This window comes from Pseudomonas sp. TE50-2 (assembly GCF_040813665.1).
Classification (GTDB): domain Bacteria; phylum Pseudomonadota; class Gammaproteobacteria; order Pseudomonadales; family Pseudomonadaceae; genus Aquipseudomonas; species Aquipseudomonas soli.
This window is the reverse complement of record NZ_JBFNXN010000001.1, coordinates 1,407,557-1,421,285: the sequence shown is the minus strand read 5'-3', so window position 1 is coordinate 1,421,285 and position 13,729 is coordinate 1,407,557. Positions and strand designations below refer to the sequence as shown.

11 protein-coding genes and 1 pseudogene are annotated in these 13,729 nt (G+C 52.3%); 10 read left to right on the top strand and 2 right to left on the bottom strand.

Translation table 11 applies throughout. From position 1 onward, the window contains the following. Window position 1: 1 nt before the first annotated feature. From AAHK21_RS06375 to AAHK21_RS06345, 7 genes are read left to right on the top strand one after another with little or no spacing between them, the layout of a single operon-like run. Window positions 2-2,476 carry a sulfotransferase gene (locus tag AAHK21_RS06375; RefSeq protein ID WP_367856760.1) on the top strand — a complete coding sequence of 825 codons (2,475 nt, stop codon included), beginning with the start codon at window positions 2-4 and terminating at the stop codon, window positions 2,474-2,476. Continuing rightward, a complete protein-coding gene (locus AAHK21_RS06370; protein WP_367856759.1) occupies window positions 2,397-3,338 on the top strand; it encodes an NAD-dependent epimerase/dehydratase family protein in 942 nt (313 codons plus the stop codon). The genes AAHK21_RS06375 and AAHK21_RS06370 overlap by 80 nt, the downstream gene beginning before the upstream one ends. Then, on the top strand, window positions 3,338-3,934 hold the full coding sequence (gene cysC, locus AAHK21_RS06365) for an adenylyl-sulfate kinase (RefSeq protein ID WP_367856758.1): 597 nt from the start codon (window positions 3,338-3,340) through the stop codon (window positions 3,932-3,934). Before AAHK21_RS06370 ends, cysC begins: the two co-directional genes overlap by 1 nt. A 6-nt stretch (window positions 3,935-3,940) precedes the next feature. Next, window positions 3,941-5,008, top strand: a complete 1,068-nt coding sequence (gene wecB / locus AAHK21_RS06360) for a non-hydrolyzing UDP-N-acetylglucosamine 2-epimerase (RefSeq protein ID WP_367856757.1) — start codon at window positions 3,941-3,943, stop codon at window positions 5,006-5,008. Between the two features lie 58 nt (window positions 5,009-5,066). Further along, window positions 5,067-6,899 (top strand): asparagine synthase (glutamine-hydrolyzing), encoded by a 1,833-nt coding sequence (gene asnB / locus AAHK21_RS06355; protein WP_367856756.1) that lies wholly within the window; start codon window positions 5,067-5,069, stop codon window positions 6,897-6,899. Further along, window positions 6,900-8,003 (top strand): glycosyltransferase family 4 protein, encoded by a 1,104-nt coding sequence (locus AAHK21_RS06350; RefSeq protein WP_367856755.1) that lies wholly within the window; start codon window positions 6,900-6,902, stop codon window positions 8,001-8,003. It abuts the gene before it with no gap. Then, window positions 8,000-9,232 (top strand): glycosyltransferase family 4 protein, encoded by a 1,233-nt coding sequence (locus AAHK21_RS06345; protein WP_367856754.1) that lies wholly within the window; start codon window positions 8,000-8,002, stop codon window positions 9,230-9,232. The genes AAHK21_RS06350 and AAHK21_RS06345 overlap by 4 nt, the downstream gene beginning before the upstream one ends. A gap of 4 nt (window positions 9,233-9,236) precedes the next feature. On the opposite strand, the gene AAHK21_RS06340 is transcribed toward AAHK21_RS06345, so the two are convergent. After that, a complete protein-coding gene (locus tag AAHK21_RS06340; protein WP_367856753.1) occupies window positions 9,237-10,208 on the bottom strand; it encodes an NAD-dependent epimerase/dehydratase family protein in 972 nt (323 codons plus the stop codon). Window positions 10,209-10,511: 303 nt separating this feature from the next. Here AAHK21_RS06340 and AAHK21_RS06335 point away from each other — a divergent pair, with 303 nt between their 5' ends. The 3 genes and pseudogenes from AAHK21_RS06335 to AAHK21_RS06325 all read left to right on the top strand — a co-directional run bounded on the left by AAHK21_RS06335 (window position 10,512) and on the right by AAHK21_RS06325 (window position 13,389). Then, on the top strand, window positions 10,512-11,900 hold the full coding sequence (locus AAHK21_RS06335) for an FAD/NAD(P)-binding protein (RefSeq protein WP_367856752.1): 1,389 nt from the start codon (window positions 10,512-10,514) through the stop codon (window positions 11,898-11,900). Window positions 11,901-12,117: 217 nt separating this feature from the next. Next, window positions 12,118-12,779 (top strand): annotated as a pseudogene (locus tag AAHK21_RS06330) (IS5 family transposase). Window positions 12,780-13,062: 283 nt separating this feature from the next. Then, window positions 13,063-13,389, top strand: a complete 327-nt coding sequence (locus AAHK21_RS06325) for a ComEA family DNA-binding protein (RefSeq protein ID WP_367856751.1) — start codon at window positions 13,063-13,065, stop codon at window positions 13,387-13,389. 58 nt (window positions 13,390-13,447) lie between these two features. On the opposite strand, the gene AAHK21_RS06320 is transcribed toward AAHK21_RS06325, so the two are convergent. Then, window positions 13,448-13,615, bottom strand: coding sequence for a DUF2897 family protein (locus AAHK21_RS06320; RefSeq protein ID WP_367856750.1), 168 nt, complete (start codon window positions 13,613-13,615; stop codon window positions 13,448-13,450). Window positions 13,616-13,729: the final 114 nt, after the last annotated feature.

Below are 13,729 nucleotides of genomic sequence, written 5' to 3'. Positions count from 1 at the left end.
GGTGACCTGTTTTTTCATTACTGGATCTGGCCGCTCAGGTACAACTTCACTGCTACGTGCCCTTGGCTTGAGTAGCAAGGTCGTAGTGGGGCTAGAGCCTGAGCCTACCTTGAATATTGAGTCCCGGGATCTCTTCGATGGCCGTTTGAAGTCTCCATACTCTGCCCTTGCCGAGTCGGTCGTGCCACGCCTTGCCAAGGTGCTTGATCAGGGCCAGATTTATGTAGAAAAACATTTATCGTTGATTCCTTTCGTGCCCTATTTGCATGAGATGCTTGATTGCAAGTTTATCATTCCTATTCGTGATGGGCGTGATGTTGTTACGTCGATGGTGAGTTGGCATAACCAGATGTTTCCTATCATCTATCAGGAATGCACAGACACGCCGGAACTCAGTGATCGAGCGAAACAGATCCTGGCTAACCAAGTGGGTATGGATACATTTGACTACAGTCTGCCACGGCCTTCTGAGGATGATCCCTGGTATGAAGCCTGGCCCAGGTTTACTCGCTTCGAGATGGTGGCTTGGTACTGGTCCTATGTGAATGAGTATCTGTTCGACGAGCTGAAAAAACTACCGCCTGATAGGTTCATGTTAGTTGATTACTCCAATGTCACAGCTGACGTCATCAAGGAAGCTTACACGTTCATGGAGCTGCCGGACTATGATGAACAGGCGGTTTCCGAGCTCTTGAATCGTCATGTCAATTCGCTGAACGACCGTGTTGGGGAGAATGGGCTGTTTCCGAAATGGCAGTCATGGGACCCGACACTGCTACAGAGATTCTGGGATATTGCAGGCAAGACCATGATTCGCCTAGGGTTCGCCGAAGAACAGATTCGGCCGATGCCCGTCGGTTATGGACAATACGCTGGGCGGGCACCTAGCTCTGCAACAGCGAGGATGTTCAACAGCTGGTATGAGGCCTTTGAATCCGGGCTTTCATCAGTCGTTGAGGTGGATGCTGAGTCCATTGCCAGAGGTGCAGCAGGATTTTCTGGTAAGTCCCATGTCCTCGTGAGAGGGCGTGGAGCAGGGCAAGGAGCGCAGGTAAGTGCTGATATCATCCGTGATAAATTGCCCATTGTTGGGGACCTTGTTGTCAGTCGCAGTGGTATTTCCCATGCTTATGATATCGATGCGTTTGTTCGCGGATTAGCCAGTTTGTCGGGTCAATTTGTCTATATTGGTGGTATGCGTGGCCATTTCAGGAAGATGAAAGACCATCGCCATATATGGCATCCGTCTCTCTTGGCGCATGATAATGATGTATCGGTTTCTCGGGTATGCGAGATATTGCGCGAAGAAGGATTTGAAACTATTGTGGCCGCTCCTGTTCTCGCAGGGGCTGATGAGCTTTCTACGGAGACGGTAATTATTTCCTGTCGCAATAGTATGGTGCCGGAGCGTTTGTTGACGGGGCATGAGTTGTGTTTATCGTATGCACCGTACCAAGTAACGCGTGCTTTTTCTAGTATGGATGACATTGTCGGCCTGGTTAACACTGGATGTGCGTACTTCTCTGATGGTGGGTTAGGGCTGGCAAACCCATTGTCCTACTTCAAGACCATGCTCGCCGATTTGAGGGGGCTGCCACAGCGGTATATCGGCAGTATGCGCGATCTCCTGCGTCCTGAGTCGACATTCAATACAGCCATACGCGTTGATGTTGACATGGATTTGGTTGCAGGATTGGAGATGTCCCGTGTGGCGGCGGCGGCCGGGCTGCCTCTAACTTTTTATATTTTACATACAGCGCCCTACTATGGGTACTTTTACTCCGGGATCTTTTACCGGCATGAATGTAGTGCCGAAGTGTATCGAGCGATGCAGGCCAATGGCTGTGAGATAGGTTTACATATCGATGCGCTTGGTCTCTACATTGATCATGAAGTCGATGGGGCGCAGGCGGTGGTTGAAGAGCTTGCTTGGCTTCGTCAGCAGCAGATTCATATCTATGGCACCACGGCGCATAATTGCGCACCCGTGTATGGTGCTGAGAACTTCGAAATATTCAAGGGGCATTCGGTGCGGGAGGAGGGATACTACCTGCGCGGGGATAAATTTGTTCCCTTGGAAGTGTTGGATTGTGCCGAGCTCGGGTTGGAATACGAAGGTTCGCAGGGCGCGCGTGCCAAGCATTTTGTCAATCCAGCGGCTAATGACTACTTGGTCAAGCTGGCGGAGGGGGATTTTCTTCGCGATGCGCAATGGTTTAAAAGCTACATTATGAGCAATGGCTATAATGATTGGGGAGAAGGCTACAAGATCTGGCTGCTTGGGAAAAATATGTGGGTGATAGCCGGCAATACGCTGGATGGAGCTGAAGTATACGAGTTTAACGTGACCTGGGAAAGAGTTCGCGAATTTTTAGCGACGCTCACTGAAAAAGAGCGTGTCATTTTCACGTTACACCCCATTTATTTGGGAGCACGCAAAGCTCCTGGTGAGTTTCCTATCGCGGTGGAGTGCTGACGTGTACTTAGTTACAGGTGTGACAGGGCTGGTAGGCGCTGCTGTAGCAGACGCATTTCGTGCTCGCGATGAGGTAATTGGTGTATCCAGACGGTCTGTCATGGCCGCCGGCTATACAGTGCTTCAGTGTGATATTCGTGATGCCATACCCGATCTGCCTGACGCTGTGGGGGCGACGGTCGTCCATTGCGCTGCTGAAATCCGCTCGGCAAGCTGGGACGATCACTGGCGAGGGAATGTCCAAGCTACCAAGAATGTCCTGGACTGGGCTGTCCGGCACAAAGCTAGGCGTGTCATTTTCATTTCCTCGGGTGCGGTTTACGGCTCCAGTGGCAAACTGGCGTGTGAAACTGACGAGGTAGGCCCGTCTGGCAACTATGCACAGAGCAAACATTTGGCAGAGCAATTGTGCAGGAGCTACGCTGAGTTGTTTTCGTTACCGACAGTCATTCATCGCTTGTACTTCCCCTATGATGTCGGTCAGCAGACAGGGCTTTTCGGGTTTCTGTACAACGCGGTTCAGACCGGTGGCACTGTTCGTGTGAATGTTCAGGGGTCACCCGCTATGTCTATAACGGCGCTGCAGGATGTAGTTTCCGCCATCGAGGTTTCGGCTGATTCACGCTTTCCGGTCGGGACGTATAATCTGTGTGGAGATGAGATACTGAGTGTCGAAGAGATTTACCAGCATTTCGTGATTGCGCTGCGTAAGCACGCCGTAGTGGTGAACAATGACACGTTCGTACCTGGAATTATTGCAAGTAATGCTAAGCTCAAGCGGGCGGGTTGGCAGCCTCAAATGACTTTCGCTGCTTATGTCGAGAAACTGGCAGCGGCTGCCGGCGCCCAGGAGATACGGTGATGTCGAAAGAGATCAGAAAAAGCTCGAATGTAGTATGGACAGAAAGCCACGTCGCCGAGTCGCAGCGCCGTGACCACTTGGCGCAAAAGCCGTTGACATTGTGGTTTACGGGCCTGAGTGGGGCAGGGAAAACTACTCTTGGTTTTCAGTTGGAAAAAGCCCTGCTCGAGACAGGCAAGCTTGCATTTGTCCTTGACGGAGACAATGTGCGACATGGACTGAATCGGGATCTAGGGTTCAGTAGCATTGATCGATCGGAGAACATTCGCCGGGTTGCTGAGGTCGCAAAATTGATGAACCAGGCGGGGCTGATAGTCATCGTTTCGCTGATATCGCCATTTGCGGAAGACCGCAGCATGGCTCGCCATATCATTGGGTCTGAATACTTCCGTGAGGTTTACATTAGTACCCCTCTTGAGGTTTGCGAGATACGAGACCCCAAAGGACTTTATTCGAGGGCCCGAGCAGGGGAGATTACAGGATTCACCGGTGTCAGTTCACCTTACGAGGCGCCCTCGTGTCCTGATGTTAGTTTGGACACTAGCACGATGTCTGTTGAGTCGTGCATAAGCAAACTTATTCGTGTGATAGGCTGAATCTAGATGAGGATTTTGACCGTTATTGGTGCCAGGCCACAGTTTGTAAAAGCAGCAGTGGTGTCTCGCGAGCTTGCAAAGCATGATGCTATTGAAGAGTTGCTTGTACATACCGGGCAGCATTTTGATAACGGTATGAGCGATATCTTTTTCGAACAGATGGCAATCCCCAAACCACACTACAGCTTGGGTATATCCAGCTTAAGTCACGGTGCTATGACTGGGCGAATGTTGGAGCGCTTGGAGCAAGTGATGCTTGATGTCGCGCCAGATAAAGTCATGGTATATGGCGACACCAATTCGACGCTTGCGGGCGCCCTGGCGGCCAGTAAACTGCATATTCCATTGGTACATGTCGAAGCCGGCTTGAGAAGTTTTGACATGCGCATGCCTGAAGAGGTCAATCGTATTCTCACTGACAGAGTTAGCCAGGTGTTGCTATGTCCAACACAGGTGGCGGTTGAAAACCTGGCTAAAGAGGGGTTTGCAAGCAGTGGCGCAAGAATTGTTCAGGTGGGTGATGTGATGCACGATGCAGCCCTTTATTACACACCACGCGCCACGCGTCCTTCGCTGCTCGACATGAACAACGTGAAGGATGGCTTTGCCTTGGTGACCTTGCATCGTGCCGAGAATACTGATGATCTGGCCAGACTCAGATCTCTGGTAGAGGCACTTAATGCGCTTCATCAGGAAACGCCAGTGATTGTACCGCTGCACCCACGCACTCGTCGGGCACTGGCCATTAATGGCCTGCAGTTAAATGTTCATGTGCTTGAGCCTGTCGGCTATTTCGAAATGCTGTGGTTACTGCAGCATTGTTCTGTTGTGTTGACCGACAGTGGTGGTCTGCAGAAAGAAGCTTACTTTTTTGCAAAGCCTTGTGTGACCTTGAGGGGTACCACTGAGTGGGTCGAGCTGGTCGAGGCCGGGGTGAATGTTCTTCTAGGTGATGATTTTCACTCCCTCTCAGAGTGCTTGGATAAAGTACGTCATATTAATATGCAGGGCTTGCCGGCGCTTTACGGTGGAGGAAGTGCTGCTCGTAAAGTTGTCGATCAGTTGCTGATGTAAAACACATCGACGTGTCCGTGAGCTAAGCGCTTGTGCGGGTGCAAATGAGGAAGTAGTGATGTGCGGTATCTCGGGTTTCATAAGTAAGAAAATGGATATCGATGGACTTTCCTTGATCAAGTCCATGACCGATGCGGTGTCACATCGCGGCCCGGATGATGAGGGCCTTTTTCAGTGCGGTCGGGTTGCATTGGGGCACCGGCGCCTATCAATCATAGATTTGTCAGCCGATGGTCATCAGCCGATGCATTTCAATGGCGGCCAGGATTATGTGATTGTTTACAATGGCGAAGTCTACAACTACGTAGAGTTGCGTGTAGAACTGACGGCTCTGGGCTACGAGTTCACCAGTCATACCGACACAGAGGTGATCCTATCGGCCTATGTTGAATGGGGCGATGCTTGTGTGACTCGTTTTAATGGGATGTGGGCCTTTGCCATTTATGATCGTGCCCGGCAGCGTGTTTTTTGTTCGCGAGATCGGTTTGGTGTCAAGCCTTTTTATTATGTTGACGATGTTGGCCGGTTTGCATTTGGCTCGGAGATTCGACAGCTTTTGCCGCTGCTGACGCATGTCAAGGCCAATGAAGCATTGCTGCAGGATTTCATCATCACCAGTGCCGCCGACCATACCGATGGCACTTTTTTTCAGGATGTCAACAAGTTACCCGCTGGGCACAATCTCGTGCTCGACCTGGCGTCTGGTGGTTTCGCGATCGAGCGCTATTACGAGCTCCGTCAGCGTGATGAGTACACAGCCTTAGATGACATGGAAGCGGTATCCCTGTATCGACAGCGGCTGGTGGACGCTGTTGCCATCCGGCTACGGTCCGATGTACCGGTAGCCACCTGTCTGAGTGGGGGGCTGGACAGTTCGGCAATTGCTACCGTCGCGTCCCAGATGTATGCGGCCCAAGGTTCTGGCTCGTTTCGCGCCATCACCGCGATCAGTGAGCAAAGCTCCAATGACGAGTCGAGTTACGCACAGAAGGTGGTGGAGAATTCAAGTTTGGCTTGGGTCAAGGTCAAACCGAGTTATGAGGATTTCGTAGCTACCCTTGAGGATGTAGTAGTCGCGCAAGAGGAACCCTTCACCAGCCCATCGCTGACGATGCAGTATTTTGTCATGCAGGCTGCCAGGCGCAACGGGATCCCTGTACTACTGGATGGCCAAGCGCAGGATGAACTGTGTCTCGGTTATGAGAAGTATTACGCCTCGCACTTCCTGACTACCTACAAGCGACATGGCCTGCAGGCAACACTCCGGGCCATGTTTAATGCATGGAAGAACAACAGCAATATGGGCCCCCACCGGATGGCCATGTATCTGGTTGGTGGGCTCTTCAGCGGATTGCGTTATCGTTTTTACCGCCATCGTCACGCCTATATGAAAGCACGTTCATCGGTCCCTGAGCATCTAACCAATTTTTCCAAGGCTTGTGCTGATGAGTTTAAAGTTCAAAAGCTCGAAGTAACCTCGACCAATTTGCCTCTGTTGCTTCGCTATGAAGATAAGAACTCGATGCATCATGGTGTAGAGGCGCGTTTACCCTTTCTCGATTATCGATTCGCTGAAACGGTACTTTCAATGCCTGGTGCTCTGAAAATTCGTGATGGCTGGACTAAATGGCTGGTACGTCGTGCTATGGACGGGCTTATGCCCGATGCAATTACCTGGCGGAAGAATAAGTTGGGGTTCGAGGCGCCAGAAGATATGTGGTTGGCCAGGCATCAGGACGACATGCAGAAGGTGGTTCTTTCATGCGACTTGCTGAAGACAGTGTGCGATATGGGCAAGCTCGCCAGGCGCTATCACCGCTTAGACAAGCGCTCGCGTTGGCGACTCTATAGTGTTGCCTTGTGGGCGCGTTCTTTTGGAGTATCCGAATAGATGCGGGTATGTCATTTCAGCTCTGTGCACCGTGACGGAGATATTCGAATCTACCATAAGGAATGTGGTTCACTTGCCGCGAGGGGGTATGAGGTTCATCTGGTTATCTCGGCAGAGCGCGATTATCGTGGGGCGAACGGTGTACAGGTGCATGCATTATCACCTCTCCCTCGTTTGGCGCGGATGACAGTGGGCGCATGGCGTGCATACAAAAAAGCCAGGCAATTGGATGCTGATATTTATCATTTTCATGATCCTGAACTGTTGGGCTTCGGTTATCTGCTTGCCCAGGCAGGCAAGACCGTGATCTACGATGTCCATGAAGATGTGCCCGCTGATATTTTGTCGAAAGAGTGGATCCCACGCAGGTTGCGCCGTGCGGTTGCCACTGCGTACAAGTGGATTGAAACTTTGGTATGCAAACGGCTTGCTGCGGTTGTCGCGGCGACACCTCATATCGCGTTGCGTTACAGCAGCCAAGGTATCGACGTACGCACAGTCAACAATTACCCATTCAAAACAGAGTTTGCTAACCGCTCTGAGCGCCGATGGATGCAGCAAATCTGCTACGTCGGTGGTATAGATGAAATTCGCGGGGTATCACAAATGGTCGAGTCTGCTGGCCTAGCAGCTGTTCCGCTGACACTGGCCGGACGCTTCTCCAGTGAATCCCTGTTTGACAGAATGCGGCAGTCTCCCGCTTGGCAGTGTGTTAGCTATAAGGGCGCAGTCACTCGAGAGGAGGTGGGTCACATCCTCTCTGAGGCCTCCATAGGGTTAGTGCTATTTCATCCGTTGCCTAATCACCTCAATGCCCAACCCAACAAGTTGTTCGAATATATGTCTGCGGGATTGCCCGTGTTGGCTTCGGACTTCCCATTGTGGCGAGATATCGTGCTGCGCTCAGACTGTGGACTTTGTGTCGATCCGCTTTCAGCCGATGCAATTGCGCAGGCCATTGGTGAGCTACTGGGGGACCGCCAAAGGCTTGAGCGAATGGGGCGCAATGGGCGTGATGCGGTTGAGCAGGTCTATAACTGGGAGGCAGAGCAGGGCAGTCTCCTGAGATTGTATGATGACTTAGCCGAGAGCATGAACGCTTGAATATCTGGTATATCCATCCTTATGCAGGCGGCCCGGGCGTCGGGCGTTATTGGCGCCCTTACAAATTTGTACAGACCTGGAGGAAAGAGGGGTATCGTGCGAGAGTTGTAACTGCTCAATTTCACCACCTCATGGAGTCGGGAAAAACTTTTCGACCTGAAACCCAGGTTGATGGTGTTCCTTACGATTTTGTGCCGACAGTAAGTTATAAGGGAAACGGCCTGTTTCGCTTGCTTTCGATGGGGATATTCTCCTTGGCGTTGTTTCCTTGGGCGCTTCATAGGGCTTGGCGTTCCGGGCGACCGAAGCTTATTATTTACTCATCTCCACATCCTTACGGTTTTCTTTCAGCCTGGTTGTTGGCGCGCTTGTTCGGGGCCAAGATATTTCTTGAAGTCAGGGACCTTTGGCCGCTAAGTCTGGTTGAGTTGGGTGGTGTTCCACCACGGCATCCACTTGTGTATCTAACCGGCTTGCTTGAGCGATTCGCATATCGTCACTCGGATCATGTGATCAGTTTATTGCCGCAGGCGGAACCCCATATGAACAAGATGGGATTACCAGCAGGCCATTTTACCTGGGTGCCAAATGGAGTGGACGAAATTCCTACAGGCACTGATCATCAAGCACATGCACCGCTTCTGGCACGATTGGCATCGCTGCGCAGGGAGAAAAAGTTTATTGTCATTTATGCTGGCGCCCACGGTGAGCCGAATGCGCTGCACACGTTGCTCGATGCGGCGCAAGCACTGTTGGCGCAGGGAAATTTGAATATCCAATTCGTGCTGGTAGGCCAAGGTGAGCGAAAGGCTTCTCTTATGGCTCGAGCCCTGGAGCAAGGGCTTTGCAATATCGATTTTTTTGATCAGGTTGACAAGAGCATCGTATTGCAGGCGATGTGCTTGAGTCACGCGGGGTACCTGTCACTGAAGCCAGGGCCGCTATTTCGATTCGGCGTGAGTCCTAACAAATTATGGGATTACATGCTCGCGGCGCGGCCGGTCATCTATGTATGTCGTGCGGCTAATAACCCGATTGCAGAGTATGGATGTGGGGTTTCTGCGGACCCTGAGTGTTCTGAGGAGATAGTTGAGGGAGTGCTAAAGCTTTCTCGTTTACCTGAGAGCGAATTGGACGATATGGGTAAACGAGGGCGTAAGGCTGTACTGGAAAATTATCAATACCGGCAGTTGGCGAGAAAAGTTATGGTGATATATTCGCGCATATAATCCTTCAATGTTGTTGATTGTTCGCAAAATCGTATCCAGCCTTTATGAGTGCGGCCTCAGCTTCGTACGGAGGCTGCCAGCCCAATAGGCTGCTCGCTTTGCTCGGGTTGATTTGCAATGAGCCGCAGAGCTGCTGAAATGCTGCCTCCATCCCAACATATCGTGCTGCCCAGTTCATCATGCCCACTGGGAATGGGATCATGAATCCATGTTTGCCTTGGCCTTGGGCGAGGTGCTTGATGATCTGTGGGGTAGAGAAGTCCTGGCCGTCGGCAATAACAAATGTTTCATTGGCTGCGGCGGGGTGTTCGGAACACAACAGTATGAAGTCGACCAGGTTATCCAAGGCGATCATGCTACGGGTGTTTCTGATCATGGCCAATGGTAGTGGCAGTCTGCTTGCTACCAGTTTTTGTAACCGTCGAAAATTCCCAGGGGCGTGACCGGCGTAGGTAAGAGGAGGGCGGATGATGGTCAAAGCCATGCTGCTCCCTCGCAACAAGGCGTGAAGAGCTTGTTCGGCTTCCCATTTCGAATGCGCGTAGGGGGTGCAGGGGGCCGGTGTTGAGGACTCGTCGAAGGCTTTGTCCAGGGTGGTGGTTCCATTCACCCCGATGGAGCTGATGAAGATGAAATGTCTGACGCCGGCTTGTAATGCCTGCTTGGCCAAATTCAAGGTAAGTTCGACATTGTCCTTTCGGAAAATATCCAGGGTGCTGTTCTCTGGAGAGTTCAGTATATGTGCTCGCCCTGCTAGATGGATGACAGTGCTAACGCCGAAAGGAATAAAGTTTTTGCTTTGACTTGCGGCGGTGAAAATTACAGTTTCATCGGCTAAGGAGGAGTTGTTGGCGCAAGTTTCTCGTAACGCAGCAATGGTCCTCACTTCTTCTTTATCAGCCAGGCGTGCGATGAGAGCGCTACCTATGAAGCCTGAGCTTCCGGTGACCAGTATTTTTTTTTCTTGCGACTTCAAAGGTTGGCTCCGTGAAGTAAACTTCTGGTAGGTGGATAGGAATGAATTGATAGGTTTAAGTGTACGTGTTTAGCCTGCCCGCTGCCAGCGAGAGATAGGAGTACTTTCTGTTGTGACATAGTAGAACTGTTGTTATTTGTAGCGCTCAGCTTGCTCCCCGGTCTTGCGCGCAGGCAATCTGTCACATAACTGTGCCTCGCAGCGCTGATGCCCTGTGTCTGCCCAGCCATGCGCCGTCGCTTTGAGATACGATTGCTCTCCCTGTCGCGATGGCGTTCTCACCCAATAACCGGATATTCCAGCATGATGACTTCACCTGCAATTGAATGCACGATCGCCATCGTCGGTGGCGGTTTCAGCGGTACGCTCACCGCGATCAATACTGTCCGGGCTGATTGCTCTGGGCGCATCCGGATTGTTGTGATTGACGGGAGCAGGCGCGTCTGTCGGGGCCTCGCTTATCGTCATGACGATGATAACTTCGTGCTGAACGTGCCTGCCGGCAATATGAGTGCTCTGGTCGAGGAGCCGGATGATTTCGTAGCTTTCTGTCAGGGTGTAGATCCGTCTCTCAATGCCAAGTCTTTTGTTTCTCGACGTTTGTACGGTGAGTATCTGGAGCATCTGCTCAAACAAACCATGGAGCGGTCTCCGGGCGCGATCTCGATCATCAATGCGCAAGCCCGTAGCCTTGTCTGCATGCACGGGGGCCGTTACCAGTTGATTCTGGATGGGGCGACGGAGGTCATTGCCGAGCGCGTTGTACTGGCAGTGGGACACTTTGCCGCTAAACTGCCTTCACCCCTGTCAGAGGGGGCGGCCGAGCACGTAATTGATGCCTTCGATTTCGCGGCCATCGATGCGTTGGGCAAGGCCCGGCCAGTCGCCATCTTGGGAATGGGGCACACCGCAATTGATGCTGTTTTCAGGCTGACCAGCTGTAACCAGCAGCGGCAGATCTACATGATTTCCCGTCGTGGATTGCTGCCTCATGGGCATCGTTTCGAGCCTCGTCCTCCGCGGGCTGGTGGATTCCCCGTCTGGTTGGCGGCGGTACCGCCGACTGTACGCGCCTGCATGAGTGCCTTGCGCAAGGAGGTGCGCACCAGGGAAGCTGAAGGAGGTAATTGGCGTGACGTATTGAACGAGTTGCGGCCTTATACAGCGAGCCTTTGGAGGCGTTTCGAACCCAGTGAGCGTCGTAAGTTCTTGCTAAGGGTTCTTCCGTACTGGGATGTTCATCGCCATCGCCTGTCTCCGGCGTCGGAACGGCGGTTGAGGCGTTTGATTGAGTCGGGGCAAGTTGTTACTACTGCGGGACGTGTTGTCAACGTGGAGGCGACGGACAAGGGGCTAAGGCTGGAGCTGGCGCCAAAGGGGCAGGAGGGCACATGCTGGTTGGATGTGGGGGGCCTTATAAATGGCAGTGGACCCAACTACGATGTGACCTCTGTAGACCACTTGATCATCCGGAATCTTGTGCGAGACGGCCTTATCAAGCAGGACTCTCAGAAAATCGGCCTGGAAGTTGATGAACACTATCGCTTGATCGGTACGCGTGGACAGGCCCTGGAAGGGCTACACTACATTGGCCCCATGCTCAAGGCCAATTACTGGGAGGCTATCGCGGTGCCAGAGCTTCGGATGCATGCGCAAGCGCTGGGTTGCTGGCTAGCGGAGCAGTATCAGTAGTCACTGCGCGGGCTCTGACAACGATTCTAACCGTTACCGGGTGATCGGAACGGTTGTTTCTCTCGACTCGGTGCTATGCCGGCAGCTAGGTTCTGTATGAAAACCTTTGAAACCTCACCGGAGTCTCTGAAAGCCTGATTTTCCGTAGAGTTCTCGCTTTTGGACGAAGGATTTTGCCATGTCCTAGCGATACGAACTTTCCGATGCAAAATGGGAAATAGTAGCGCACCTCTTCACCGCACATCGACGTAAAGGACGCCCAAGAGTTGACGATCGTTTGATGCTCAACGGCGTGTTGTAGGTGCTGTGCTCCGGTGCAACCTGGCGGGACATGCCTGAACGATTCGGGCCTTGGTCGACGGTCTATCAACGATTTCCAGACTGGCGAAACAAGGAACCTTCAACAAGATGCTCAAGCTGTTACACCTCAAACTCAATGCACAGGGCCAGATTGACTTGAACACCTGGTGCATCGACTCAACCGCCGTGAGGGCCACCCGTGCCTCTGCCGGAGCAGGCAAAAAAGGGGGGCTGACGAACCAACGGACCACGCACTTGGACGAAGCCGGGGCGGGTTGACGACGAAAATTAATATGGTCAGTGACGCCCGTGGCATCCCACTCCACTTCACGCTATCAGGTGGTAACGCCAGTGATTCCGCTGCGCGACATGAAGCGCAAGCCGAAGCCGGGCTTACCGCGCCTGTTTGACAAGCCCAAGTATCGGCAGCTGAACGCTATTGAACGACTGTTTGGTTGGTTGAAGGAGCACCGCCGCCTGGATACACGCTATTGCAAGCTAGCGGAAAGCTTCGCTGTGATGGTCACGCTGGCTTGCTGGCGGCGGTGTTTACGACATTACTTTTCGTACAGTGCTTAATGCAGCCGGCTTACCATTTCCGCTTATTTCGGTGTTCGCGAGTTGGTGTAGGAAAGATGCGGTATTTAGGTCGTCGTTGATAAAATTAGCGGTAGGACTTTTTTACTGCTGTCCTGAGAGTACTGATTTTCCGGGTGTTCGGAGCAGTATGCATCTGCATCGCATCACTGAATATGGTCAGATTTTGAAATGGCTTTTCGCGCCAACGTCCTGCTGAAGGCGTTAGCTTATAGAGGCAGCCACGGAAAAGCTGCCCCTTCATCAACTCACAGGAGTGAGAATTATGCGGAACACTATTATTTGCTACTTGTTGTACCCACTACTTGCAGGATTGTCGTTCTCTACATCCGCAGCCCCAGAAAATACGGTCTCTGAACTGTCGACTTTGGCTGTAGGCACCAACAACCAACCTGCTCGCTTGGACCTGAACAAGGCTGACGCCTTTACTTTGCAGAAGGAGCTCAATGGGATTGGCAGGTCCAAGGCGGAGGCTATCGTAGAGTATCGCGAAAACCACGGTCCTTTCAGCTCGGTGGAGGAACTGTTGGAAATCAAAGGCATCGGCAAGGCGTTGCTGGATCGTAATCGGGAAAAGCTGATGATCGAGTGAAGGATCGACAGTCGATCGTGCTTAGCACGGTCGACTGTCCCCACGCATTGAGAAAAACTCAGCGATCTTCGGCTTCCTTGGCATCCATTTGCGCATTGCGCTCATGAATTTTCTTCAGCTGCTCCTCTGTCAACGGCAGCTTCTTCGCCGTATCACGCAGCATCATCAAGCCACCGACAATCGACCCAAGCGCAACAAGCAGTATCAACCAGGCATACCAAGGCATCGAGATTCTCCAGAAAGCGTACAGGGCACCGCTTACATGGCATTCGAGCCATTGCCGCAGCCGTTGGTTCCATTATAGGAGCCGGCCCCACCCAGGCCAATTCTCATGACCCGC